The 25,616-nt window shown below is 62.3% G+C and carries 23 protein-coding genes; 6 read left to right on the top strand and 17 right to left on the bottom strand.

Annotation, left to right across the window (positions count from 1 at the left end; translation table 11 throughout):
• Window positions 1–187: 187 nt before the first annotated feature.
• A complete protein-coding gene (locus tag ADJ70_RS13675) occupies window positions 188–844 on the bottom strand; it encodes a cupin domain-containing protein (protein WP_050342315.1) in 657 nt (218 codons plus the stop codon).
• Between the two features lie 103 nt (window positions 845–947).
• Between ADJ70_RS13675 and ADJ70_RS13670 the strand changes: the two genes are divergently transcribed.
• Window positions 948–1,454 (top strand): pyridoxamine 5'-phosphate oxidase family protein, encoded by a 507-nt coding sequence (locus ADJ70_RS13670; RefSeq protein ID WP_050344628.1) that lies wholly within the window; start codon window positions 948–950, stop codon window positions 1,452–1,454.
• A gap of 321 nt (window positions 1,455–1,775) precedes the next feature.
• Entirely contained in the window at window positions 1,776–4,070 is a 2,295-nt protein-coding gene (locus ADJ70_RS13665) for a PASTA domain-containing protein (RefSeq protein ID WP_083444055.1), read from the top strand.
• A gap of 237 nt (window positions 4,071–4,307) precedes the next feature.
• On the opposite strand, the gene ADJ70_RS13660 is transcribed toward ADJ70_RS13665, so the two are convergent.
• Window positions 4,308–4,499, bottom strand: a complete 192-nt coding sequence (locus ADJ70_RS13660) for a hypothetical protein (protein ID WP_050342312.1) — start codon at window positions 4,497–4,499, stop codon at window positions 4,308–4,310.
• Window positions 4,500–4,699: 200 nt separating this feature from the next.
• Window positions 4,700–6,166, bottom strand: coding sequence for an InlB B-repeat-containing protein (locus tag ADJ70_RS13655; RefSeq protein ID WP_050342310.1), 1,467 nt, complete (start codon window positions 6,164–6,166; stop codon window positions 4,700–4,702).
• A 203-nt stretch (window positions 6,167–6,369) separates the two neighbouring features.
• On the opposite strand from ADJ70_RS13655, the gene ADJ70_RS13650 reads away from it, so the two are divergent.
• On the top strand, window positions 6,370–8,223 hold the full coding sequence (locus tag ADJ70_RS13650; protein WP_172674517.1) for a DUF4153 domain-containing protein: 1,854 nt from the start codon (window positions 6,370–6,372) through the stop codon (window positions 8,221–8,223).
• 254 nt (window positions 8,224–8,477) lie between these two features.
• On the opposite strand, the gene ADJ70_RS13645 is transcribed toward ADJ70_RS13650, so the two are convergent.
• The 6 genes from ADJ70_RS13645 to ADJ70_RS13620 form a co-directional block, all read right to left on the bottom strand.
• The gene (locus tag ADJ70_RS13645) at window positions 8,478–8,867 is read right to left on the bottom strand and encodes a hypothetical protein (protein ID WP_050342306.1); all 390 of its coding nucleotides are present in this window, start codon (window positions 8,865–8,867) and stop codon (window positions 8,478–8,480) included.
• An 81-nt stretch (window positions 8,868–8,948) separates the two neighbouring features.
• The gene (locus ADJ70_RS13640; protein WP_050342305.1) at window positions 8,949–9,704 is read right to left on the bottom strand and encodes a hypothetical protein; all 756 of its coding nucleotides are present in this window, start codon (window positions 9,702–9,704) and stop codon (window positions 8,949–8,951) included.
• Between the two features lie 340 nt (window positions 9,705–10,044).
• Window positions 10,045–10,662 (bottom strand): recombination mediator RecR, encoded by a 618-nt coding sequence (gene recR, locus ADJ70_RS13635; RefSeq protein ID WP_050342302.1) that lies wholly within the window; start codon window positions 10,660–10,662, stop codon window positions 10,045–10,047.
• An 87-nt stretch (window positions 10,663–10,749) separates the two neighbouring features.
• Window positions 10,750–11,058 carry a YbaB/EbfC family nucleoid-associated protein gene (locus tag ADJ70_RS13630; protein WP_050342301.1) on the bottom strand — a complete coding sequence of 103 codons (309 nt, stop codon included), beginning with the start codon at window positions 11,056–11,058 and terminating at the stop codon, window positions 10,750–10,752.
• 104 nt (window positions 11,059–11,162) lie between these two features.
• Window positions 11,163–13,817, bottom strand: a complete 2,655-nt coding sequence (gene dnaX, locus ADJ70_RS13625; RefSeq protein ID WP_062393172.1) for a DNA polymerase III subunit gamma/tau — start codon at window positions 13,815–13,817, stop codon at window positions 11,163–11,165.
• A 1,233-nt stretch (window positions 13,818–15,050) separates the two neighbouring features.
• Window positions 15,051–16,118, bottom strand: coding sequence for an AAA family ATPase (locus ADJ70_RS13620; RefSeq protein WP_050342297.1), 1,068 nt, complete (start codon window positions 16,116–16,118; stop codon window positions 15,051–15,053).
• Between the two features lie 496 nt (window positions 16,119–16,614).
• Here ADJ70_RS13620 and relB point away from each other — a divergent pair, with 496 nt between their 5' ends.
• Together relB and ADJ70_RS14305 are read left to right on the top strand one after the other, a co-directional pair.
• On the top strand, window positions 16,615–16,830 hold the full coding sequence (gene relB / locus ADJ70_RS13615; RefSeq protein ID WP_050342294.1) for a type II toxin-antitoxin system RelB family antitoxin: 216 nt from the start codon (window positions 16,615–16,617) through the stop codon (window positions 16,828–16,830).
• Window positions 16,831–17,151, top strand: a complete 321-nt coding sequence (locus ADJ70_RS14305) for a type II toxin-antitoxin system RelE/ParE family toxin (protein ID WP_083444053.1) — start codon at window positions 16,831–16,833, stop codon at window positions 17,149–17,151.
• On the opposite strand, the gene ADJ70_RS13610 is transcribed toward ADJ70_RS14305, so the two are convergent.
• The 4 genes from ADJ70_RS13610 to ADJ70_RS13595 form a co-directional block, all read right to left on the bottom strand.
• Window positions 17,112–17,933 (bottom strand): Cof-type HAD-IIB family hydrolase, encoded by an 822-nt coding sequence (locus tag ADJ70_RS13610; RefSeq protein ID WP_050342293.1) that lies wholly within the window; start codon window positions 17,931–17,933, stop codon window positions 17,112–17,114. The genes ADJ70_RS14305 and ADJ70_RS13610 overlap by 40 nt on opposite strands.
• A gap of 868 nt (window positions 17,934–18,801) precedes the next feature.
• Window positions 18,802–19,062, bottom strand: a complete 261-nt coding sequence (locus ADJ70_RS13605; RefSeq protein WP_050342292.1) for a hypothetical protein — start codon at window positions 19,060–19,062, stop codon at window positions 18,802–18,804.
• A 1-nt stretch (window position 19,063) separates the two neighbouring features.
• Complete coding sequence (locus ADJ70_RS13600; protein ID WP_253273204.1) at window positions 19,064–21,751, bottom strand: glycoside hydrolase family 3 C-terminal domain-containing protein; 2,688 nt, start codon at window positions 21,749–21,751, stop codon at window positions 19,064–19,066.
• Between the two features lie 9 nt (window positions 21,752–21,760).
• Complete coding sequence (locus tag ADJ70_RS13595) at window positions 21,761–22,039, bottom strand: hypothetical protein (protein WP_050342288.1); 279 nt, start codon at window positions 22,037–22,039, stop codon at window positions 21,761–21,763.
• Between the two features lie 248 nt (window positions 22,040–22,287).
• Here ADJ70_RS13595 and ADJ70_RS13590 point away from each other — a divergent pair, with 248 nt between their 5' ends.
• Window positions 22,288–22,725, top strand: coding sequence for a GNAT family N-acetyltransferase (locus tag ADJ70_RS13590; protein WP_050342284.1), 438 nt, complete (start codon window positions 22,288–22,290; stop codon window positions 22,723–22,725).
• A 147-nt stretch (window positions 22,726–22,872) separates the two neighbouring features.
• Here ADJ70_RS13590 and ADJ70_RS13585 read toward each other — a convergent pair whose 3' ends face one another.
• The 4 genes from ADJ70_RS13585 to ADJ70_RS13570 all read right to left on the bottom strand — a co-directional run bounded on the left by ADJ70_RS13585 (window position 22,873) and on the right by ADJ70_RS13570 (window position 25,484).
• Window positions 22,873–23,184: a helix-turn-helix transcriptional regulator gene (locus ADJ70_RS13585; RefSeq protein ID WP_172674516.1), complete on the bottom strand. Its 312-nt coding sequence runs from the start codon at window positions 23,182–23,184 to the stop codon at window positions 22,873–22,875.
• Between the two features lie 401 nt (window positions 23,185–23,585).
• Entirely contained in the window at window positions 23,586–24,086 is a 501-nt protein-coding gene (locus ADJ70_RS13580) for a hypothetical protein (RefSeq protein ID WP_050342279.1), read from the bottom strand.
• A gap of 227 nt (window positions 24,087–24,313) precedes the next feature.
• Window positions 24,314–24,823, bottom strand: coding sequence for a DUF3592 domain-containing protein (locus tag ADJ70_RS13575; protein ID WP_050342277.1), 510 nt, complete (start codon window positions 24,821–24,823; stop codon window positions 24,314–24,316).
• 217 nt (window positions 24,824–25,040) lie between these two features.
• On the bottom strand, window positions 25,041–25,484 hold the full coding sequence (locus tag ADJ70_RS13570) for a hypothetical protein (RefSeq protein WP_050342274.1): 444 nt from the start codon (window positions 25,482–25,484) through the stop codon (window positions 25,041–25,043).
• Window positions 25,485–25,616 lie beyond the last annotated feature (132 nt).

Raw genomic sequence — 25,616 nt, 5'->3', positions numbered from 1 at the left:
GGAGCTGCGTTGATGGGAGGCCCCCAACGCCGCCTTGGTGCCCCAGAATCTGCGGGGTACCGAGGCGGCGACGTTTGCCCAGTTGAGTCAAATTCTTAGGTACCCCAGAATCTGCGGGGCACTAAGGCGCCGGGGTGCCCGGCGCGTCGAAGGACAACGCCGATGTCTGAAGAGTAGGTCTTGGGCGCTACGTACGCACGAGGAGCAGTGCCATCTTGAAGGGCTGATCGGCACGGACGTAGTGCCTCCCGCCCTTGTCAAACTTGAAGTTCTCACCCGCGTGGATACGATGCTCTGTACCCTCGTAGCCGACGATCGCCTCGCCCTCAAGCGCAAAGACCAGCGCATCGCCGGGCGCCGCATGCTCATCAAGACCCGTGCCGGCGGCAAAGCTCATGAGCGCGAACTTCATGCCATCATTATGCGCCAGGTCCATGTTCACGATCTTTCCGTCCTGGGTCGGCAGCAGCTCCGCTAGCCTGATGATCTCCCCTGCCCTGATCTTCTCGTTCATGTACGTCTCCTTCGTGAGGGTGAGCTCAATATAGACGCAACCCTCTTGGCTTTGGATTCCCACCGGGATATCGACGGGCGTGACGAGCGCATCACCCTCGGCGAGTGTCCACGTACGCCCACCGCTCTCATAGGACTCCGCTTCTCCAGCCACGACCAGAAGGAGCTTGGGGTAGGCGTAGCTCTCGGCACTGATGTCGGTGTGTGCTGCGAGCGAGAAGACAGATACGGAAAGGTCAGCCGTGCGACTGACCGCCTCCGACGTCGTGCAGCCCGCCTCGGGGGTGCAATCCCTCTTGATGGAGAAAACCGTGCCTGACGTGAATTTCATCTCTTCCTCCCTTGTCCGAGCGCTGAGTTTCGTGCACCATCAGGATATACGCACTGCGGGACACACAGTGTTGATTATCCAACAACAAGAGAAAATGACGCACATGAGAAGACGCGACCGTGAGGTCAGGGATCCGCACATTATCAGCGACATTATTGGACGCGCACGAATCGTCCACCTGGGGTTGGTGGATGGCGTACGTCCCTACGTAGTCCCACTGCACTACGGGTTTGAGTTTTCCGAGGCGGATTCGCCGCATGCGGATGCACGGTGCCTCACGCTCTGGTGTCACAGCGCGCGAGAGGGGCGCAAGATAGACGTCATCCGCGCAAACCCGACGGCGTTCGTCCAGATCGACTGCGACGAGACCCTCTCCTCCGGAGGCGAGCGCGCCTGCAGCTACGGAGCATCCTACGCCAGCATCATGGGCGACGCTCAGGCGCGAGTGATCGAGGAGCCCAAGGAGAAGGTCAGAGGACTCACACTCCTCATGCGCGCGCAGACAGGACGCGACTTCACCATCACGGAGGCGATGGCCGCCTCTGTGGCCGTCATTCGCATAGACGTACCCCACCTGAGCTGTAAGCTCTGTCCCACACGACAGCGCTAGCGCAGAGTCCTCACGCTGACCAGTCGCAGCGCACCACCCCACACCGACGCGTAGGAAAGCCTTTTCAATTATTTTCAATAAAACAGATAAATTCCCCCCGTATGTACCGGTAAAATGAGGTAGCATAAGCCTAAATTATGAATCGGAAGCTTGCTCGCCCATGATGCCTCTCCCACGGCAGCGGCAAAACGGCAGTCCAATCGAAGCTGTCTCGTACCATGGATGCCGTCATGTGGGACAATGGCCACGCGGGAGGAGCGTCGCGGTATGTTGGCACATCAAAGCCACATCCGCTAGGTTGCACCCGAGGATTGGAGGCCCATGAACTGCCCAGAATGCGGAGAGCCGCTGCCAGATAAGGCGTTCATCTGTCCGCACTGCGGAACGCCACTGTTGGACAGGATTATCTGCAGTGACGACATGGACGAGGATAGCGAGGCATCAGCTCCCGATGTCGACGATGCAGACGTGGACGTCGACGAGCTAGACGATATTGGCATGGATGTCGACGAGGCGGTGAGCTTCGGTGACGACGCGGATAACGACGACACGACAAACGACCTTGGCGATGACGGTGCTCACAATGAGGTGACCGCAGACAGCCTCATCTTTGACAGGCTCTCCGACCTGTCGAGCACGTCTCCTGAGGAGACGGTGATCTCGTGGCGTACCTCAGGCGGGCCTCGTTCAAACGAGAGCTGGACGAACGACCTCAAGATCGATGACTTCACAATCGACGATGGTGGCGACGGTGGCGAGGGCACGTCCTTTGCAAGTGAAGACTTACGCGGCAGAGCCGCAGATGACGAGATCACGACCGATGGCAACCAGCATGTCGACGCATACGCAGCCGACGAGAAAGACATCGACGGCCGGATGGACGTTCAGTCTGGGATCCCATCGTTGCCTGACGACTCTGTCTTGAGCGAGTCCGAGGCGACGGTCGTACGCCCAGCGACTGGGCAGAGGGACAGGGCCGACGAGTACGAGGACAACTCGTATGTCGAGGAGGACGTTGGTACGCAACCAGCCGCAGACGACGCTGCCCCAGAGCCTCGGGAGGACAAACCTGCAGAGGATGGCTCGTCGGACGACACCAGGGTAGTGGGCGGGCCTGCGGACCACGAGACGGAGGGCCGCGACAACGACGAGCTCGACAACCTCGACGATCTCGACGAGCTTGATAACCTCGACGAGCTCGATGACGCCGAGGATGGCAACTTCGACTACCACGACGACTTTGATTTCGAGGGTGACTATGCCGATGAGACTGATGGCGAGGAACCCGACAGCGAGGATGACTATGAGGACGACGAGTACGATGAGGAGTACGAGCGCGAGAAGCAGTACTTTGCCGACCAGACGGCCATAGCGAGCGGAGGCAGCGGGGTTGCCGCGCCCCTTCCCATCCCCATCATGCAGCGCAGCGAGGGCAGGGAGGTCCCACGCGAGTACATCGAGGCAGCCAATGCCAAGAGGGAGGAGGCCGGCGCGGGTGCCGACAGCGAGTGGTATGCCCCCGGCAACGTGAGCGCCACCATGCAGGCGGCCAACTCACACGACCGCAACATGCACCGAACGCTCGTTGTCGCCATTGTCATCATCTTCATAGTCATCGTCAGTGTCGTTGCACTGTGGATCACGTACGACCAGGAGATGTGGGGCGGAAAGCGCGTACCCGATGTCCTGACCGAAAGCGTCGATACGGCGAGAAACGCACTCGAGGCGGATGGCTTCAAGGTCGAGATCCTCCAAGAGGGGACGGATGACGGCGTGGGCACGATACTTTCGATGTCACCTGACCCCGGCACGCGACTCAATCCGGGCAAAACCGTACGGATAACCGAGGGGGTCCTGAGAACCTTGCCTAACGAGAAGGGTAAGTCTTTGGATGACGCGACAAGCGAGCTCCAGGGTCTGGGCCTCAACGTAACGACAAGCGAGCAGCTCTCGGACGAGACACCGGGTACCGTGCTCGAGACCGACCCGCGGATGGGACAGACGTATCGCACGGGTGACACGGTCGAGCTCAAGATCGCCAAGAACTACACGGTACCGGAGGTCATGGGCAGAACCGAAGATAGCGCAAAGAGCATCATCGAGGATGCGGGTTTCGTGCCAAACGTCACCTACGAGGAGTCGAGCGCGAAGGTGGGTACGGTCATCTCGACTGATCCCATCGCGGGCTCCGTCGCCAAGAGCGGTTCGACCGTCAATATCACCGTGGCGAAAGCAACGGCAAAGACCTACAATGCCACATACTTCGATCTGGTCGTACCCAGCGACTACGTTGACTCTGTGACCATACAGACCTCAACCGTCAACAACGGCTCCCAGGCGACGCCGGGCACAACACCCAGCGCTACAAGCGGTACGACAGAGGTGATGCAGGTCTACTACAAGAACGAGCTGGCGGCAGTCATCTACTCGTCCTCGACGAACATTGGAGTGACGCCAAGCGGAAGCGAGCGCCTCGTGCAGAGTATCAATGACTCGAGCGGACACCCCATCAAAGTCTACGAGATGCGCACCAGTACCTCCACGACCACGATCTCGCAAAACGTGACGTCATTCCTCAATGCGGCAAACGTCTCTGGCTGGGTAAAGGCGCACTAGGAAAGGGGGCAGGGGCGAAGCGTGGACACAACTCGCACGTCTCTGAGTGTGCCCACGCCTGCCGAGCGCCCACGTTAGCTTCAGCGACCGCCAAAGAACAGGAGCGCTCCCGCACGGGGGCGCTCCTGCATCTATACGCTGTGAAAACATTTGCTGTGAAGAGACCTGGTGGCACCGCACCAGACACGAGGCCACGAGGCACCGGTCCGTCCGTGAGCCTTGCTCGCCTCTGTCTGCCTACAGCGACTCCTCGGTACAACGCTTCATGTCGGCACGAATGAGTTCGCGAATGTATGCTTGTCTGTTCTTGCGCCCGCAGAGCCATTCCCAGAGATCCATGTCAACCGGATAGAAGCGCAGCGCCATCTGCTTTACGCTCTTCTTGCGGTACCTTGCGTTTGCTCTCTTTTGAGCCTCGCTCGTTGCCATGAGTACGCGCTTCCTTCTATCGACGTGCCAGCACTCCGCCTTGGTTCTTAAGAAACACGACCATAGCAGCCCATATACCCCATCATCGAACCGAAGGGAATACACATCTGCCTGCTCCACGAAGTCAACAACTCAATGCCAAGAGGGTCTCGTGCCCCACGACGCCACCCACATCCTTACGTTCACGTGCCTCCTGCCACCTAACGTGGCATCTCGTGTCGTGACTGCCTCCGTCTTGCGACGACACCAGCGACGAGCACGACCGCGCCCGCGAACGCAAGGACGGGTACGAGAGCAGCCAGCCGATCATCTCCCGTCTGGGGTAAGGCGCTGTCTTGTACCCTGTCCCTGGAAAAGGCTGGTTGAATGTCTCCGCCCCTGATCCGAGAGGACTCCTCGACAGCCGTCACAGGAGTGACTGGATTGTTGGGTATCGTGGTGTTAGGACCATAGCTGGGCGTCTCGGTCACGTCGGCCCACACGGCATAGAAGTCGGTGTCTCGCGTAATTGTAATGTGCTCCCCGGGTCCATGGTTCGCTCCGCTGCCGTCGGGCCTGGTGTTCCACCCCACGATCGTGTGCCCTGGCCACGTGAATATGTCATAGGTGATGAATTTCGTGTCTTCACCATACGTGACCGTGACTCGCTTCGTCTCGTCCTCCCCATGGTTTGCGTGAAGGGTCACGGTATAGGATATGGGAGTCCACTGCGCATAGAGCGTCAGATCTGACGTCACTACGATCGTGTCTCCGTCGCCGTAGGCCGTACCCGTGCCGTCCGCACTCGTGTTCCAACCCCTGAAGCTGTGGCCCACGCGGACAAACGAATTGAGCACGAGTGCCTGTGGCCTGCCCTCCTCGTACGTCTGGGGGGCCATGGATCCCTCGCCCCCGTTGGCGTCAAAGCTGATCGTATGGGTTGATGCCTCGGGAGACAATGTCCCCCAGATGGCATAGTAGCTCTGTGTAGATGAGTCAGGAAACTTCAGTACCTCTCCAGGCCCTGCCACAACCGGCCCAAGGCGAGACGTCGCCCAGCCCTTGAACACGTAGCCCTCGCGCACGGGAACTGCCACGGCGATCGGGTCGCCGCTATAGCCCTCCATCGTCTGATGCACGGAGCTGTCAGATGCACTGTAGTTGGTATAGAACGTAACCGTGCTGCTGTGGCGGTAGACTGCGGTGACCGTGACGTCCGCGCCAAAGGTCATACCAAAGTCGATGTCAGTGTTACCGTTGTTCTCGTTGTGGTCCGAAAGCTTGATACCAAGTGGATTATTGCCACTCTTAAACTCATCTGTAAACTTGAACCTGTTGTCTGTTGTCACGTCCGTAAAGCCAAGCTGCACCACGTTCTGGCCCTGTGCATCAGCCGCCTTCAGGGACTGAAGATACCCGTAGGAGTCTGCCGGACGCAGGATCACGGCAGCGGCGCCGTCAAGTGAGGCGGAGTCGCTTGCCGGCCACGTGGACTTGTCGTTCTCGGGAGGACGGTTCGCCTCATAGTCGGACCACGAGCTCATGATCTTGACATGACCGGTGTCCTGGGTCGTAACCGCCAAGGTGCTTGCCGCGACGGCCCTGACGGGCAGCGCCACGAGGCTCAGGACAAAGGCGATGACGGCGCCCACGATGGCCCTCGCGTGATTACGGGCGTATGCATGCATTGCAAGACCTCCGCATCAGACCATGAAACCGTTTGTTTACAGTTGAGTCTAGGGCTTATTGCCCCGGAAGGCAACTCATGTGGTAGTCCCCGCTCACAGGACGCCGCGTTACGCCATCCTCTGCGTAGCGTGACGCGTGTCCCTTTATGCCCATCGTCTGGGTCATCGGTTATCATAGGCATATCAAGGGACGGGGGCTCACCATGAAGGTTGACGAGGCGGGACGGACCATTCGTGCACTGGAGAGATTAGCGCACCGGATGCTCGAGCGCTTTCCGGTCGTTATCGCGCTCGCGGCAGCAGGGACGCTCATCTCGATGCTTCAGGCCTACGACGTCTTTGGAATAAGCGCAGGTTCAGACGACCTTTTCATGGTATTGTGGTATAGAGGTCCCCTGCGCACAAACATCGCAACGTCGGCGCTCGTAGCCCAGAGCTTCATCAGCGGGTCTCGACTTGCAGCACTTGCCTGCATCACGGCCACGCTCGCCGTCGAGCGGCTGTTACGTGACGCGCACGAGAACGACGCCGCGGAGGAGAAGACGCATGCCCACCCAAGACCACGTCCCATCCTGGTGCAGGCTGCCACGGGGGCAGCGGTATGGGCGCTCTATGCCGCCATCGACCTGCCAGTCAGGGCAGATGAGCGTCTGAGCACCCTCTTTGGTCTGGTCGTGTTGGCCGTCGTACTCATCAGCGTCTTCGGTCTGCCCTGGCTGCTCTACACGTCTGACAATGAGGATGTGCTCCTTGCCTTCCTCGTTAAGGGGGTGGCCTTCTCCGTCTTTGTCGCGGGCATCGTGCACCTTGGTCTATCCATCGTAATGTCCGCGATTGACTCCCTGATCACACACGTGAGCAGCAATGCGCATCAGGCCGTGGCGTCACTCGTGTGGACGTTCGTGCTTCCCTGTGTCTTCTGCTCGCAGGTCCCCCGCCACACCGAGCGGCTCGACGTCCCACACGTCTACCGCATCGTCGTCGGAAGGGCCCTCTTCTACATCTATCTGCTCCTGCTCGCCGTACTCTACCTCTACATCGCGCGCATTGCCCTCACGCGCACCCTGCCCTCAGGCCAGCTCAACTGGTTTGGTTGCCTCGCGCTGCTCGGCACACTCTTCTTCTGGGCAGGCATCCGCATGATTGGCAGTGGCGTGGTGCGCTGGTATCTGCGCTGGGGCTGGGCCCTTGTCATCCCCATCCTCATCGTGCAGCTTATGGCCATCTATCTGCGCGTCTCGGCCTACGGTCTCACGACGTCGCGCTATGCCTCGATCCTCTGCGTCATCGTCGGCGCGGTGGGGCTCGCCCTTGCCGCGCGCACAAGGCACCCCCGAGAGCTCTTTGGGGTGTGCTGCGTCGTCACGCTCATCGCCTGCGTCACTTCCGCAAACATCATCGATCTGCCGTACCAGGAGCAGGCAGGACGGCTGCGCACCGCGCTCGCAAGTGGCGGCATGTCGCAGGCGGCGGACGTCACCCATGAGAGCTTGGGCACCCTCTCCACGGGGGAACAAGAGCGCATCGCAAGCAGCTGGAGCTACCTGTCATCGCGCACGGGAGCGCTCACCAACTCCGAGCTTGTGGACCAGCTAAGGGGCGACAGTCGGGCGAGCGGGGCTCTCGACTACCTCAGTTCTAACACCCCCTCCGGCTCGAACGGCGTCCTGGATGGCTCCTTGGGCAGCAAAAACAAGTCTAGCTCGACACGCGAAACGTATGCTGTGAGACATGGCGCCAACATAGGTGTTGCGGGCTACTCGCGTCTCTACCCGCTTGACGCGAGGGAGCTTGCGGATGACCTCACGCTCGACTTCTGGTCTGCCGACGGAACTGCCTTACACGTTGACTGCTCTGAGCTTATCGCGCGACTCAGGGAGCACTACGCCTCACGGCCAAGGGGCGAATACTCGACGCATATCGACGACGTCGATCCGAGCGAGATGCGCATTGTCACCAAGGATGGGGGCTGTCTTGCCCTCACGAGCGTCTCGTTCCAAGTCAGCGGCGACAGACCCTGTGACGCCTACGTCGCAGGATACGTCCTCATACCCTAAAGTGACACGAAACGCATCCGTTTGGTCAGCTGAGAAACTATTCCGCTAGCAACAAAACGGCCCGCTGTTCGCGGAGGGGCCGCTCCGAGCACAGCCCGAGACACGCTCCGACGCCGACGCAACACCCGCAGGTTGGGAGTCGCGAGGCCCGCACCGCCAGCTGGCCCTGTCGGGACCCCTTACAGCGACCACAGGTGGAGTCAGCGATCACAGGTGGAGTTCGGCGGACAGATTGGCGCTCGGGTGAGCGGAACCTAGTGGCCGGCGTTCCCTTTAGCCTCACCACGCCGAAGTCGCGCCTCCGCCACAGCGGCGCGTGCCTCGGCAGCTGCGGCGCGCGCCTCGGCGGCCTGGGCCTTGAGCTCAAGAACGTCTATCTCGTCTGGAGACTCGTCCATAGCGGGTGCCCGCGCGTGACTCGCGCCCGTCCCAGCCAGCGGCCAGGCCTGCGATAACCTGCGCTCCCCAAAGAGGCCGAAGCTCGCCTTTGGTGTCATCCTGAAGACCTCACACGCAGGGTCTTTTGCCAAGACGGTGCTGCCCTTGAGCCTACCGGGACCCATGCACTCCAGACGCGTGCGCAGAAAGCCCGTGCGCTCCTGACAGAAGACGCAGTTCTCGCAGACGCGCTCCCATCTTTCCACGCCAGCCCCCCTCCGTCTGCGCGAACCTTCTGCGGCGGCAGAATAGCCCTCCGACAATTGCCTTCTGCCTCATGTCCCGGACTACTCCAGCGAGACTGTCGTCACCTTACCCGCATCGTCTGTCACAAGCAGGCTCGACCCCTTGAGCTCCGCCTTGGCGATGGAGCCAGGACCACCCACGGGGTTTCCATCCTCGTCAACCACCGGCGATGATCCGCTGCCAACCGTATAGGCGAGCACGTCCCACGTGCCCTCGTCGCGGCTCTCGGGAATGATGATCGTGCCATTATAGAGGACGAGTTGCGCAGGCTTACCAGGGATCTGCATGTATGCGTCACCGGAAGCTGAGTTCTCCCTACGGCCGACCAGCGCATACGTACCGTCATCCTGCTTTGATATCGAGAAGACCGTCCCTTGGTAGGTGACGCTCCCCTCCGCCGAGGTCTGGGTCTGTTGCGGTGGTTGACCCACCTGCTCACTCACCTTGTTAGCCGACTCGATGCAGCCGCGCAACAGCACAAAGCTGATGCCCAAGACGATGAGCGCGGCCACGACGATGAACCAGCGCTCCTTAAGCTGGTCTACAAGCGTGTGCGGGTCAGGTTCCTTTGCGTGCGACCTGCTGGCCACCCGCGGACGTCGTGCCCCCCGCAGGCGCATCTCGGCACCAAGCCCCGTGCGCGACCAGCTCGCAGTGGAGTCAGGCGAGATCTTGCCGATGTTATCCCTGGTCTCGACCGTGGCACCCTGGCTCGCATCGATGCGGGCAAAGGCTCCCGTCTGAGCTGGGTCGACACCAATGGGCCTCGGTGCCTCCTGCTCGTCGAGGGGACCCACGACCGGCAGGCTCGAGGCAAGGCGAGACCGACTGCCTCTGCCTCTACCCCTGCGTTGAGCGCGGTGAGGCGTGCCGATAGGCCTTAGTGATCCCTGCCCCTCGTGAGAGCCAACAGACGGCAGGCGCGAGGCGAGCGGCGACTGGCCGATCGACGAGCTTCTCGTGGAGCCTGTGGCATGCGAGCGAGGCGTTGATCCACCAGAGACCGCGCGCCTTCCCTGGGGGACTGCAGATCCCCGTGGAGACACTGGGTTATTGTCCTGGGCCATGTCAGACCTCCTCACCTGATAGTACCGGCCAGCCACATCGGCAGGCACACGCTCCGCTCTTTCCCACTCTCTATATAATACGGCGTTCCTCTATGGCGCGTCCAAGCGTCACCTCATCGGCGTACTCAAGGTCTCCGCCAACGGGCAGGCCACTCGCGAGTCGCGAGACCCTGACGCCTAGGGGCGCTATGGTGCGCGCAAGGTAGGCGGCCGTAGTCTCTCCCTCGACGTCCGGGTTGGTGGCGAGGATGACCTCCCGCACCGTACCATCAGCCAAACGCGAGATCAGCTCACGCACGTGCAGCTGGTCTGGCCCCACCTTGTCCATGGGCGAGATGACGCCGCCAAGCACATGGTATAGGCCATGATAGCTTTCGCTGCGCTCAATCGCCGAGACATCGCGCGGCTCCGACACGACGCAGAGGCAACCCCGGTCGCGAGAGGAATCTGCACAGATATCACAGGTCTTGCGCACCGCATACGAAAAACAGACCGGACAGAAGTGAACCTCCTGCTTGACCCGTGTGATGGCAGCCGAGAGACGACGCGCGGCCTCTGCGTCAGACTCAAGGATCCAGTATGCGATGCGCTGTGCAGACTTGGGACCGATCCCCGGTAGTCTGCCAAGCTCATCGAGTAGACGCTGCAGCGCACGTCCGTCGCTCGGGTTGGGCTCCGCAGGCTGCATGACCCGTAGCGACTCTGCGGCCTGTGGCGGCGTTGCAACCTGTGGTGGCTTGCCCATCTGCGCAGGTGTTCCCATCCCTAGAGCACCTTAGAACAGCCCCGGGATGTTCATGCCACCCGTGACGGCTCCGAGCTGCTGATTGGCGGCTTCCTGCGCACTCGAGAGACACTCGTTGACTGCCGCGACGATCGTGTCCTGAATAATCTCGATGTCCTCGGGATCGAGCGCGTCGGGATCGATGGTGATCGAGGTGATCTGCATGTCGGCCGTACCGATCACCTTGACCATGCCACCGCCGGCAGAGGCAGAGACCTCGATGTCCGCAAGTCTATCTTGGGCGTCGGCGAGCTGCTTTTGCATCTTCTGCGCCTGCCTCATCATCTGCTGCATGTCCATGGTAATCCTCCTTATGCCCACCCGCGCAGACGGACGCAGGGGGAATGTCCTCATTGAGAAGAAAGCTTACCTCATCTTGCGGACATTACGGCAGGGGCCTCGACTCAATTTTGCTCTACGGCACTGTCCTGCAGCTTCTCCACACTCGCCTCCACGCCGTCACCAAAGACCTCGGTGAGCATCGCAAGAAGCTCATTCATATCCTGAGGCATGCCATCGGCGCGCTTGGGGGCAGACTGGGACCCTTTGGGTTTGGACCGGGGCTTGGGCTCGGCCTTTGATTTGGGCTTAGGATCGGGCTTGGGTTTAGGATCGGACTCGGGCTTTTGTTTGGGCTCGGTCTTTGCTGCGGTCTTAGCCTTGGGTTTGGGATCGGGCTTGGGTTTGGACTCGGCAGTGTTTGCCGCCTGTGCCTCAAAGACTACGGCGGTCCTAGGCTCAACTTGCTGAGACGTCTGGCGCACAGGCTCAGGCCCAGGGACGGCTCGTGAGGCCACCTGAGGCTCTGCGGCCAGGGAAGCTTCGCCGACAGGAGCCATTGGCTCGTCCTCGTACGCGGATGGCTCGTCCCAAGGCATGTCGTAGTAACTCTCCAGGGGAACTTCCTCAACGGGCGGCTCTGTCTGGGGAGCTGTCGCAGGTGCCGCCGCGTGCGACATGGCGGGCTGCGGAGCAGGCGCATGTCCTCGCTGCGTGACGACGGAAGACACGACCTGAGGAGTCGCTTGCCCCTGTGATGCGGACAAGGGCTGCGGCGTCACCATCGTACCACGGGCTGGAGTAGGTGCAGGCGCCTTGGCCCGAGAGCGAGCGATGTCAGCCCCGACGAGGCTCGACTCCGCATAGACCAGCGCCCTCTCGCCAAAGGCCTGGCGCACCGCCGCCTCCACGGTGGCACGAACATCCTTGCGGTCGAGCATCTTGGTCACGAACGACGAGCCCTTGGGCAGGTTGATCAGAAGCCGATGTCCGTCATCCTCGAGCGCGGTCGACGCCGCGAGGAGGGATCCGCGTGGTGGGTCCGTTCGCACGAGTCCGTCCACAACCTGACGCCACCTGCGCTGCAGCTCCCCCCCGTCGGTGATGGCAGGCGCCGCGGGGGTGACGGCAGGCGTTGCGGGGGTGACGGCAGGTGTTGCGGGGGTGACGGCAGGCGTTGTTGGAGCTGTCTCCTTCCTTGGTTGGACGGCAGCGTCTGGGGGTTGCGGCTGCTGCGCGGCACCTGCGCCCGTTGTTTGATCAGACTGTGAGGCACCCTCTGATGAACGCTGCTGGGGCGCTGGCTGCGCAGGCGAGGCGAGAGGCGCCTCCTTCGAAGTCAGCAGCTCCTGTGGCGCTTGTCGTGCGACCGATGCGGGAACCTGCTGGGGCTCCTGCGACGTTGACTGTGTCCGTTGCTCTAAAGTCGGGGGCTGGGGAGCCTGTGGTTCCGGCCGCTCCGCATGGACAGGCGCAGGAGCAACTTGAGGGGCGGATATGGTCTGCCTCGCCGATGCCTGCGGCGTAGGGTCGGGAGATGTCGGCGCAGGAGCGGTTGGCGCCGGCGCGGGAGCGGTAAGGCTCGACGCGGGAGTGGTTGACATCGGCACGGACGCGCTCCCCGCAGCGAGCGCCTCCACGGTCTTCTCGAGCTGGGCGACGCGCTCGGCAAGTGAGTCTAACGTCAGGTCTGACTTGGGTCGGGCGATACGCGTAAGGGCCACCTCAAGGGCCAGACGCTGGTTGGTGGCAACGCGCATCTCGCTCGAAACCTCGCTCATGACCGCCAGGGCACGCGCTACGCGATCGGGCGCTCCAAAGGCCAGCGCCTCGTCCTTGAGCTGTCGAAGCTCGTCTCCCGCCACAGGTAGTGTGGACGCACCCTCTCCCACCACGCTCGCAACGTAAACGTCACGCAGGTGCGCCGAGAGCTCGCGCGCAAGCTGGAGCAGATCTCTGCCCGACTCGACGAGCTCTCCTATCCTAGCAAAGACGGTCGGCACGTCACGCCTCGCGAGGGCGCCTGTCAGTTCGGTGAGCATTGAGCTCGAGACCTCGCCCAAGAGGTCGCGGGCGGCGTCGAGCGAGACGCTGCCGCCGCCAAAGGTCGAGAGCTGCTCCAAGGCCGAGAGCGCGTCTCGCATGCCGCCTCGAGCATGGCGGACCACAAGCTCGAGCGCCGCCTCGTCATATGAGAAACCCTCGGCATCGCACACACGCTTGAGCTGGCCCAAGATGTCACTCGCGCCAATCGCATGAAAGTCAAAGCGCTGCACGCGCGATAGGATGGTCTCGGGCACCTTTTGCGGGTCGGTGGTGCAGAGAACGAAGACGATGTGCTCGGGCGGCTCCTCCAGCGTCTTGAGCAGCGCATTGAACGCCGCCGTCGTCAGCATGTGAACCTCATCGATGATGTAGACCTTGTAGCTGCCGCGCACGGGCGCGAAGCTCACACGGCCGATGATCTCCTCGCGAACATTGTCGACCCCGGTGCGCGACGCCGCGTCAAGCTCGTAGACGTCAGGATGCTCACCTGCGGCGATGAGCTGACAGTTCTCGCACGTGCCGTCCGGGAGCTGCCCTGCGCCGCGCTCGCACATGAGGGCCTTGGCGAGGATGCGTGCCATGGTCGTCTTGCCCGTGCCACGTGGGCCACAAAAGAGGTAGGCATGGCTGGTCCTGCCCTCGAGGACGGCATGTTCCAGCGTGGAGACAACATGCTGCTGGCCAACGACGTCCTCGAACGTCTTGGGACGATACTTCCTGTACAGCGACTCCATGGCACCTCCGACTCGCGTTGCTTTGACTCGCCTTGCGTCAGACGAACCTCAAGTATAGCCGTGGAACCCGCCCGTGCCCGGGTTGGACGAGTCTTCTGAAGACGATGACCGACGCGCGCCCAAAGGCGTGGCACGCCCTGCGGGTGCCATCTATCTTCTCGCTCCCCAGAACTTCTGCTATGCGACGTGCTCGGTCGCAGCCTGGCAAAGACGGACGCGGTCTCTTCTGCGAACCTCCAAGCCCACCCACGTCGAACGTACTTCGCTACTTTATCCACCTCTTAAGCTGCCAAAGCAAAATTCCCACATATTCGAGGCTTCGTGAGTTCGTGTGGGTGGGTGTGTCACCGCCCCGGTAGCATGGACCTCAGGTCCGGGCGCTCTGGCATCACGGGGGCCACGAGCCCCTCGATGTCGTGGGACCCATGGCCCCGCCCGGTCGCGCGAGCGGCCGTGGGTATGCAGGAGTGTACACAGATCGGCGAAAATGGTCTCTCGGCGCAACCACCGCTCGCATGCAGAATGCGCTTTTCCGTGAGGCGGCGGGTGCAGAGTGCGCTTTTACGTGAGACCGTCTGCGCAGAATGCGCCTTTGCGTGAGGTGGCTCCACGTTTGCGCAGGTGAGGAAAAGCGCACTCTACGGAAAAGCGCATTCTGGACTGGGGACGTGACGGAAAAGCGCACTCTGCGCGCGGGCCCTCACGGAAAGGCGCACTCTGGGCGACCGCTCGCATGCAGAATGCGCCTTTCCGTGAGAGTGATACCTCAGAATGCGCCTTTCCGTGAGAGTGACCCCCAGAGTGCGTCTTTACGTGAGTCGCCGGTTGCAGAGTGGGGCACTTGTGTACGCCGCTGCGACGCGATTCGCCGAGGCGTCAACCCACACTAACCCCCGAAGAGCCACATATTCGGACTTTGTTGTGGCGTTGCTGATGCGGCCGTACACCTTGGCACACCAGTTGCGCTTCGATTGAGGGCCATGGGCACGGCAGTGGCCTTCGATCTTCTTCTGGAGACTCACAAGGGCACGTCTTCGATTCTCCTTGAGACTGAACGCCCTGCTGTTTAGGTTCAGAAGCTTGTCGAGATCCCGGTTGATGCCAGAATCCTCAGACCAGACTGTCCCGTCATTCCTATATCTGATCTGCGCGATCGACCCGGGGTTCAGGGGATCGACCTTGAGTGGGACATCGAGGACACATCGCGGCCATAGGTCTGGTTCCCGGGAATCACTACGACTCCCCCTCTGTGAAACTCCGCAGCTTCTCTCTTTTGACAGACGCTATCACCGCAGGTGAGTGCGTTGTCACGATGAACTGCACCCCTGGGAAGATGCCCGTCAGGTCACCTAGTATCCTCGCTTGCCACTTTGGGTGGAGGTGCAGATCGACCTCATCTATGAGCACCACGCCGTGTGTCCGCTCGATGGCGTCACTGCCGTAATGGGGATTCAGCTGGGCCATCCTGTACGCTATGTCAGCCACCATGCCGAGCGTAGTCCGATACCCGTCACTCAGCTGGTGGAGAGGGAGCGAGGTCGCTGTATCGCCATATATTTCGATGCAGAGGTCATTGCTTTGGACATCAAAGAAGACGTGCACGTTATCTGCCTGGATGATGCGTCTCAGACATTCCTCAGCGGCACGGCGCACTGCCTGCAGCTCGGGAACGGGCTCGCCCTTTTGAAGCTGCTGGTAGGTCATCTTTCGCAACCATCGCATGAGACTACCGTCATCCGCTCGCGGCAAAAGGGATGAGGCGTATGCGGCCTCTCTGAGCGACGTACGCGGCTCTTCGTTTTTTGACTGGGCCCACAGACGGCCCGTTCCGTAATAGGAGATGATCGGAAGGGGCAGCACCCCGCCCTCACCACACTCGCCCAGATCGCTCGGGATATCCCCAGACGAGAGACACTCATGGACCCGCTCGGACAGCTCGACCATCTCCCGGGCATTCCCCCAGGTGGTTCGTCCCGTGTCTCGTCTCAGCTCCCTTTGCCAGGAAAGACTCCGGCCATAAGCGCAGCCGTCCGCACGGACAATGACCGGAAACTGCGGCCGACGCTCAATGGTGCTACCGACCGCACGAGACACCACCCGCGCGTCAGTGTTGCGAATACTGCGCTGGCTGGCTTGGGGTATGTGCATAAAGAACGTCCCCAGGGCAATCGCCGCAGCGTCAACCACGGCGGACTTTCCATAGCCGTTGTCGCCGACGAGCACCGTAAGCTGCCTGTCAAACCCGATATGCAGCTCCTCGAATTTCCGGAAGTTCCGTAGCTCTAAGCTGTTCAAGTACATGAGCGCTCCTCACGTCTTGTGACCCTCGTCGCATTCTATCAGAGGCTGGAGCAGGACGTCCGCGCCTGTGCCCAAGGATGAGGTTGTGGGTTGGCCACGCTCGGAGACGGCTTTCGGGCGCTGGCGGACGTCGCAGCGCAAGGCCACACGCACCACTTCGACTGCCCACCCATGTTCGCGCGCAGGACCAGGGGCACGACGAAACCGCAAGGCCTACGGTGAGGCGTGGTCGAGGGGGCTGAGGCGCCCGTCACCTGGGTTGAGAGCACGCGGCGCAACTACAGCGCAGCGTGCTCTCGTTTTTGCTAACGCCGCCATCGACAGGTTTCTGTAGTCCGCAGTCGAGCGTCTCCCGCGCGCATCTTTACATTGACGGAGTCGGGCAGGCGTGCTGACGTGCTGACGTGCTCCGAGCTTCCCCGTACCCGCTCGCCCCCATTGATTCGCTTACCTCTTATAAGATAGAATACACTGTATTCACAAGAAGGGGTCGCCTATGTCCACCATGACGATGCGTGTCAGCGATGAAGACGCTGCCGTAGTGCGTAAGTACGCCAAGTTCGAGGGAAAGACCATATCCGACTTCATCCGCAATGCCGTCTTCGAGAGAATCGAGGACCAAGAGGATCTGACAGCCCTGCGCATTGCCATCGCTGAGGATGACGGCATACGCCATACCCACGAGCAGGTGCTCTCAGAGCTGGAGCTGTAGGTGGCCTACCACGTCGAGTACACGGATGTCGCGCTCAAACAGCTGAAGAGGATGGATCGCTTCGACGCCCGACTCATTGTGTCCTGGATTGGCAAGAACTTGGAGGGCTGCAGGGACCCGCGTGTCCGTGGCAAGGGGCTGACCGCCAATCGTTCAAGGGAATGGCGCTACCGCATCGGAAACTACCGCGTCCTCTGCGTCATCCGGGACGACAGACTTGTGGTCGAGGTGTTCTCAGTTGGCCACGCTCGGTGTGCTTGGAAGGCACAAGTCCCTCTGGCTCAGAACAGCCGCTCTATAGCTTCGACGATACCGTCGTGATCACAGTCAGCGACCACGACGTCGCAGGCCATGCGGATGCGCTCGCTGGCGTTGCCCATGGCAACGGAGGTGCCTACCACCCCCAGGATGTCCATGTCGTTGTCGGCGTCGCCAATGGCGACGACCTCCCCCATCCCGATATCGAGTAGCTCGCATATCTTCTGGAGGCCCGTGGCCTTGTTGACGCCTACGGGCGTGCACTCAACCGAGGTGGCCTCGGCACGCTTGAGCGAGAGCGAGGAGCCTACCGAAAGCCTGCCGAACGTACGCTCACGCGACGCGGAGTCGAGGTGGAAGAGGTCGATCTTCACGACCGTACAGGGATGGTCCTGCACGTAGCGGGCAATGTCATTCACACGCTCACACCTGCGGTCAAACATGGGCTGGTAGATGCCCACACCGAACTCGTCCGACCGCTCGACGTAGCCATGCTCGACGACCGATCCCGTCGTGGTGCTCATATGGACCATGACTCCCTCCCTCCTGCCAGTCCTGATACAGGAGAGAACCAAAGTGTCGGGAATAGGGAGGGCGTCAATCGGCCTTTTTGCCTCCAGGTTGTACACGAGCGCACCACCGTCGAGCGATGCGTATCTGAGCCAAGAAAGCTCATCCCTATAGTCCGCAATCTCGGCAAGACCGCGCCCAGTTGACAAGGTGATGACGACGCCACTGTGCGCAAGCCCGTACAATGCAGCGATTGTCCGGGGCGAGATGCGCTTCTGGCTGTTAAGGAGTGTACCGTCCATGTCAAGCGCCAGGAGCTTTGGTCTTGAGGGCATCGGTCGAGTCCTTCCTGTCGGGATCGCGTCTCTGTTGGGATCAGGACATATCGGGAGAGTGGGTGCCAGAGAAGCCGGGGTGCGTATAGCTTAGCATGGAGGCGTCCAGAGTACGGCTCAACCTGCGTTCGGCGGATGGCGGCACGCGGAAGCCATGCTCTCTCCAAGGCCTCGAAGGCCATCAGGGCCCCTTCGGCCTCTTTTTTGGGATCATGCAGAGTTCTTTATGCTCGGAAGGTCATATTAAAGTGTACGTTTTCATCATGCCGATCGGTAAAAGCCCGGTAAGTTGAGCTTTTTCTTCAAGGCGACGAAAACGTACACTTTATAGGAGGTTTCACGAGCTCGCGTGGGTTGATGTTGCGTCACCGCCCCGGTGGGGTGGGTCTCAGCCCAGAGCACCCTGGTGTTTTGGTTCAATAAGAACTGCGCATCATGGGGCCATGGGGCCGTCGACATCGTGGGACCCGTGGCCCCGCCCGGTCATGCGCGAGGCCGTGGGGACGCAGGAGTGTACACAAATTGGTGGAAATGGCCTCTCGGCGCCGTTTTGGGTCATTTGTGTACACTGTCGCGACTTGCGAGGGTCATGCGCGAGGCCGTGGGGACGCAGGAGTGTACACAAATTGGTGGAAATGGCCTCTCGGCGCCGTTTTGGGGCATTTGTGTACACTGTTGCGACTCGCGAGGGTCATGCGAGCGGCCGTGGGGACGCAGGAGTGTACACAGATCGGCGAAAATGGCCTCTCGGCATCGTTTTGGGGCATTTGTGTACACTGTTGCGACTCGCGAGGGCCGCGCGAGTGGCGCCGCCGCTAGGCTGGCGTCTTTGCCGAGACAGCAACCCTCACAAACCCCGAGGAGCCCGCTATGGAGACTGGGCAAGTACCGGGGACCCATCGGCGCAAGGTTCGGTCGCTTTCAGCTCGTCGGGCGCCTCTGGTGCGTCGAGAGATGCGCCAGGCTCACTAAGCGGGCCGTGCCGGACGACCTCCACGACCTTCTCGCGCAGGACGTACCCAACCCACATGAGAGCGAGGCGCACTATCATCGAGACGTTGCCGAGCACGTTGAACTTGATGAACTCCCAGAACCCCCGATGACGCTCAGTCCAATCCCTGAGGGCCATGCTAGCTCCCCTTCCTTGCGAGGCGCCTCTCGCCAACAGTGTTTAGGATCCGGTTGAGCACAAACTCCCAGGTAAGCGGCAGGGAAAACCACAATAGCCAGACCAGAGCGAAAAGGCCCACGCTGCCCGTCTGGAAGCCGACGAGAGCCGCTGGCAGCACCCCCGCAAGACCCCAGCCCTTGAGCTCTCGCACGATCGCATCAACCAGCCCCATCGAGACGAACTGCCCCGCGTTCTTTGCCAACGCGCGCATCGGCATGTTGTAGATGAACTCGATGCTCAGATCGGGCGTTCCGCTCTTTCGCGAGCGTCGTCTGAGCGAGCGCAGGAGGGCGCCGATCGCCCAGAAGAGCGGGCTGCGGCTTTTCCCCACGTCGCGGAAGCAGACGTTGCGGTCCATCCTGAATCTCTCATCTGGTACGTCACGCCCAAGCAGCGCCGCAAAGTGCGCATCGTCAACCTGACGCACCCTGCCCGTCTCGTAAGGCGTAAGGTCAAGACCCTCATACGGGGCCTGCGCATGCGTGCCCGCGACGTTCACGCGAGCCGAGAGGCGAATGTCCTCGCTCGATGTCCCGACCTCGATCGCGTAGAGGCCTCCCTCGACCTCCCATGAGCCGGTTCGCGCGTTGAAGTATCGAAAGGCCCTCTCGTCCAGATCGATCGTCACACGACGCGTCTCTCCCGGCTCGAGCAGAACCTTCGCGAACCCCTTGAGCTCACGCAGCGGTCTGAACACCTTGCTTCGGAGCTTGCCCACATAGAGCTGGGCGACCTCGGTGCCACTGACGTCCCCGACGTTGCTGACGTCAAACGAGACGCTCGTGCTCGTGACCTCGTTCATCTCGCTCAGCTCTATGTCCTTGAAGGCAAAGCTCGTGTACGAGAGGCCGTGCCCAAACGGATACGCGACCGGCACGGAGGCCTTCTGGTAGTATCGGTAGCCCACGTAGATGCCCTCTCGGTACGTCGCCACGGGGCCATCGCTCGGAAAGTTGTCGTAGGTTGGGGTGTCCGCAAGGCGCTTGGCCCAGGTCTCGGCCAGCTTGCCCGAGGGGTTGACCTTCCCCATGAGCACGTCGACTGCGGCGGAGGCACCTGCCTGCCCGCCTAAGGCCAAATAGAGGATGGAGCGGGCATCGGCGGCCCAATCGGTCTCGACGGCACTTCCTGCGAAGAGCAGCACGACCACGTTGCCGTTCGCCTCGCTCAGCGCATGGAGCAACTTGACCTGGTTCTGGTTGAGGCGCATGTCCGCACGATCAAGCCCCTCGCTCTCGGCGAGCTCGTCGAGGCCAAGGCACACGAGGACGACCTCTGCGTTTTGCGCAAGCGCCACCGCCGCGTTGCGCAGGCGCGCGTCCGTCGCATCGTCTACAGAGTCGGTGCGGTCAAACCCCCGCTCGAAGCCCAGAACCTTAAGCTCGCTCGTGCCGATCGCGTCCACGATGGTATCAAGCCTCGTGCAGTTCACGAGAGACGAGCCGGCGCCCTGGTAGCGCGGGTTCTGCGCAAAGTCGCCTATAAGCGCCACCTTCGTGCGCGGGAGCAGTGGCAGCAGGGGGCGCCCTGCGTCAGCTGGCTGGCCCTTGTCTGCCGAGGCGGGCTCGTTCTTGAGGAGTACGATGCCCTCGGCCGCTATACGCCTCGCGAGCTCATGGTGCGCGTCCACGTCGAACTGTCTGCCAGCGGCCACCTTGACGGCAGGCGCCGTAGAGAGTGCGAGCTCGATCGCCTCGTCGACGCGCGCGTCCACATCGGCCTCGGCCAGCTCTCCTGCCCGCACCGCCTTCACGAGCTGGCGCACCGAGTCGAGCCCGGGTGCGGGCATCTCGAAGGTGGAGCCGGCGGCGACACCGGCAACATGGTCGTTGGAACCTCCCCAGTCGGTGACGATGGCCCCCTCAAACCCCCACTCACCGCGCAGGATGTCCCTGAGCAGGTGGGGGTTCTCGTTGGCATAGCTGCCGTTGACCTTGTTGTAGCTGGTCATGATCGTCTTGGGTCGCGCCTCGCGCACCACAGTCTCGAAGGCGAATAGGTAGATCTCGCGCAGCGTCCGCTCGTCGAGCACCGAGTCCGACGCCTGGCGACGAGTTTCTTGGCTGTTGGCGGCGAAGTGCTTGGGGCAGGCGGACACGCCACTCGACTGGATGCCTCGCACGTACCCTGCAGCCATCTTACCTGCAAGCAGCGGATCCTCCGAGAGGTACTCGAAGTTGCGCCCGCAGAGGGGGCTTCGCTTGATGCAGAGGCCAAGGCCCAGCACAACGTTCACGCCTTGGTCGACGGCCTCCTCGCCAAGCGCGCGACCCAGCTCTTCGGCAAGCGCGGGATCCCAGCTGTTAGCGACCGTCACCGCCGTGGGAAAGCAGGTCGCCGGTATGGAGCCGCCAATGCCCAGATGATTGGCCGCATTGGGGTCCTGATGACGCATGCCGTGCGGGCCATCCGAAAACTGCAGCTCAGGGATGCCCAGACTTGGGTAGGCGCGCGTACCGAACGCCGTCGCCCCCGAGAGCAGCGCGCACTTCTGCTCCAGGTCCATCTTGTCGATGATGTTGTGATGCCTGAGTCCCATGTAGGCACTTCCTCCCAGTCGGTCATGTTGTAAGGATAGGTAAGGATAGGGTTTTGCCTTGCGACTCAGCACGGCAAGACCCACATGATACCTGCGTACAGTCTCCATCACGCCCCCCTAAAAGGACAGGGACTCCCACCTGTAGATGCCGCCCGTCGAGATCAGGTAAAACGACACGTCGATGCTGCCGTCGCAGATCTTGGACGAGTTTATCACGACCGTCAGGTTGGACTTGTCGCCCACAGTCCTGAGAGCCTCGAGCACCGTCGTGCTCGCGTCGACGATGATGATTTCTCTGCCGCCGATGAGCTCGGCCACCTTGGTTGCAATGTCTCGCCTAGGCTCGACGCTGTGACGCTGCCGAACGAGAAACACACGATCCAGACGGTCGGCCACAGTCGCATGCGACGGTACCTGGGGACGACAGCAAGGACGAGTTGGCCGAACGTCGGCTCAACCTCCTGCGGCGCGGGCGGGCGACTCGCAGGTGGGGAGCTCGCAGGTGGACGGCGACCTGGCGCGCTGGGACGGTCTATAGTGGCGGATCTTGCGCGTCTTTGGGTCTGGGAGCGTAGACGCCGCGCAAAGTCAAGCCTATTCTAGGGGGTGCTGTCTGGGAATGCACGACACGCGGGAGGTTTGCCATGAGGATCAGGAGAATGACGATCGACGACTACGAGGGAGTGCGTGAGTTGTGGATGTCCTGCTCCGGCATGGGACTGAATAACCTCGACGACTCAAGGGACGGGATTGAAAGATTCCTTGCGAGAAACCCCGACACATGCTTTGTAGCTGAGGATGGAAGGGTGATCGGGGCGATACTGGTTGGCCATGACGGTCGCCGGGGATACGTATACCACACCTCGGTCGACCCCGAACTGCGTCATCGAAACATAGGTACGCAGCTGGTCGAAGCCTCGCTCAGTGCACTGCGCGCGCTCAAAATCAACAAGGTTGCCTTAGTCGCCTTTGGCAGGAATGAGGGTGGGAACCTGTTCTGGGAACGACAGGGATTTAGCGTAAGGGACGACCTGGTGTATCGCGACAGAGCGCTCACGCACATGGTACGGACCGACACGTGATCTTTATGGCAGACGGTGGCCCTGCCATGTTGCGAGGTGGCCCTGCGGTAGGGCCGCGCATGCGGTGAGTCCAGGGCGGCGGCGGGGTCGCACGTGCGGTGGGGTCGTGCATGGCTCTCGTGTAGAGCACGCAGCTCGCGGCGGGGTTCACCGCGTCGGGGTAGCACGTGCGGTGGGGTCGCACCATTGGGCCTGCGTCCGCATGCCCTCAGCGAACTTGATGTCCCCACTGGGCAGGCGGACGTCCAGCGTCAGGCTGCCGCCGAGGACGGCAATGTAGCGACACAGGGAATCGATACCCGTAGCGCCCATATCGCCGCTCTCCATGTGCGACACGCGGTTCTGTGATACGCCGATGGCCTTCGCCACCTGCACCTGCGTCCTGCCGAAGGCCTTGCAAGCCTCGTGCAGGCTATATGCGTCGATCCATAGGCCACGTCTTCTGTCACGCCGCTCCATCTGGCCCCGGGAGACTTTACGCGTATCTAGGCATGCACTCAAGTGGGCCATTGCTCATCCCCCGGCCAACTTCAGATACTGTTCACCAGTTCGCTGCGGCGGTACCATCCAGGCAATCGAGCCAATCCTCTATGCATCTATGTAGTCCATGAGGCAACAACATGGCCTCCAAATATAGTTGCAAGGTCCTTCTCTGCTGCGCGTAATCCGCAACCCCCCAGGCGATAGCCCCCCCCACATGCACGTCCATCCATCAGTGCCGTCGTGTGGGCGAATGTGCACGCATATCTCCAACAGTCCCATAGTCGCAGCGCGGCATACGGGCGGGCATAATGCAGCCTTTCGCAGGCGCCGCCCATCGGACCGCCGCCCGCAAGGCCTCCCGTACCACCCGAGGAAAGTCACAAGGTGAGCGCCCCCAGGCGCAGGGCCATGTAGGCGCTCATGCCGCCGAAGAAGAGGTAGAGGAAGAGCCGATCCCGCCAGCTCGGGGGAAGCAGGCGCGAGGGGTCGCGCGGGTCCACCCAGACGATCGTCCGCTTCCCCGAGACGCAGCAGTACTTGTCCGGTATGTTGAACGGGATGTAGTCCTCCGCCGTGTACGTCACCCCACCGTACGTCCAGCGCCAGCCGCAGCCGCTGCTCCTATAGGGAGGAGGGGGATAGGAGCGGCTTTCCTCCTGGCTGGTGGCAATCGACTCCCCCTCCACCGGGACCCAATGGAGCCTGCGCCAGGCGATGTGGGCCGATAGGGCCAGGGAGAGGGCGACGTGGAGGGCGCAGACGAGCACCATCCGAAGCGAAGAGACACGAGGGGGCGCTCCGCCGATAGACCCCACGCACCCCACGAACAGCAGGGCGAGCGAGAACCACCCATACAGGGCGAACAGCACGTTGTCCATCAGGCAGCCTCCCCGAGTCGCGCCAGCGGGGCCGGAGCGGGCGGCGGCCCGCCGAGCCCGTCCGGACATGAGGGAGTGGCTTTCGCGTACATGCTGCACCTAGCTTCCCGCCCCCCCCTCCGGGGAGGCGCATCGTGGGGACGGGACCGCGGGAGAGGGGCCTGCGGGCCTTCCTGGCAAAGGCGGCATCACAGACAGAGTGCGAGGTGGCCGCCGGACTGCCGCCCTCAGCCCCCGAGGAGCAGGCGCACGAGGCCGCCCACGCCGCCCCAGGAAAATCCCAGGGCGCGCGCCCCCAGGTACAGGGTCCCGTAGGCGCCCATGACGACGTCGACGAGGTAGGAGGTGAGGCGCGCGCGCCAGCTCGGGGGCAGCAGGCGCGAGGGGTCGCGCGGGTCCACCCAGAGGGTCGCGCGGGTCCCCCTCCCGATGCGATTGAACAGGGACAGGAAACTCTGCCCGACGATGTCCGTCGCCGTGTGCGTCACGCCCCCGTACGACCAACGCCAGCCGAAGGACCATGAGCCGGAGCCCGGGCCGCCGCTCCTGACCTCGACCACCTCCCCCTCCACCGGGACCCAATGGAGCCTGCGCCAGGCGATGTGGGCGGAGAGGGCCAGGGAGAGCGCGGACCAAAGGGCCATGGCGACGGCGGAGGAGGAGAGCGGCGCGACGGCGACGATCACGAACAGGGCGAGCGTGAACCACCCGTACAGGGCGAGCAGCGCGTTGTCCATCAGGCGGCCCTCCCCGGGTCTGGAACGGGCGACGGAGTGCCGGAATCGCAGAGGCATGAGGACGAGGCCCTCGTACACATTGTCGCACCTGGCTTCCCGCCTCCCCCGCCCGGGGAGACGAATCGTTGGGACAGGGGTGCGGGGGAGCGCGCGGGCAGGGCCTCCCCCGACGCACGCCATCGTAGCGCGCCCGGGCGAGTGGTGCAAGGCCCACGGCTCACCACGTGACCCAGCCCGCGCAGATCGCGGCCGTGAGGGACACGACCAGCGGGGCGAGCGCAGCCGTGAGGCGACAGGCGAGGAGGCGGAACCTCCAGCTCGGGGGCAGGATGCGAAAAGGGTGAGCGGGGTCAACCCAGACAGTGCCGTGGCGCCCCAGGCCCAACGGTATGCTGTCCTGCGACTCGTACACCCGGCCGCAGAACTCGTAGCGCACGAAGGCGGCGGGGCGCGTTCCAGGATACCTATACTCCCCCACCAGCTCCCCCGCCACCGGGACCCAGCGCAGCCTGCGCCAGACGATGTGGGCGGAGAGGGCGAGGGCCGTGCTGGAGAGGAGAGAGGGGGTCAGGGAGTCCCCGTGGCCGCTCCCCCCCAAAGCGGAAAGGGTCGGTATCAGGAACATGAACGCGAGATAACAGTAGAACAGCGCGTTGTCCATCAGGCAGCCTCCCCGAGTCGCATTGGCGGAGCCGGAGCGGGCGGCGGCCCGCCGAGCCCGTCCGGACATGAGGGAGTGGCTTTCGCATACATGCCGCACCTGGCTTCCCGCCTCCCCTCCGGGGAGGCGAAT

This window comes from Olsenella sp. oral taxon 807, from assembly GCF_001189515.2.
Lineage (GTDB): Bacteria > Actinomycetota > Coriobacteriia > Coriobacteriales > Atopobiaceae > Olsenella_F.
The sequence above is the reverse complement of the archived record's forward strand: the minus strand, read 5'-3'. Positions and strand labels throughout refer to the sequence as shown.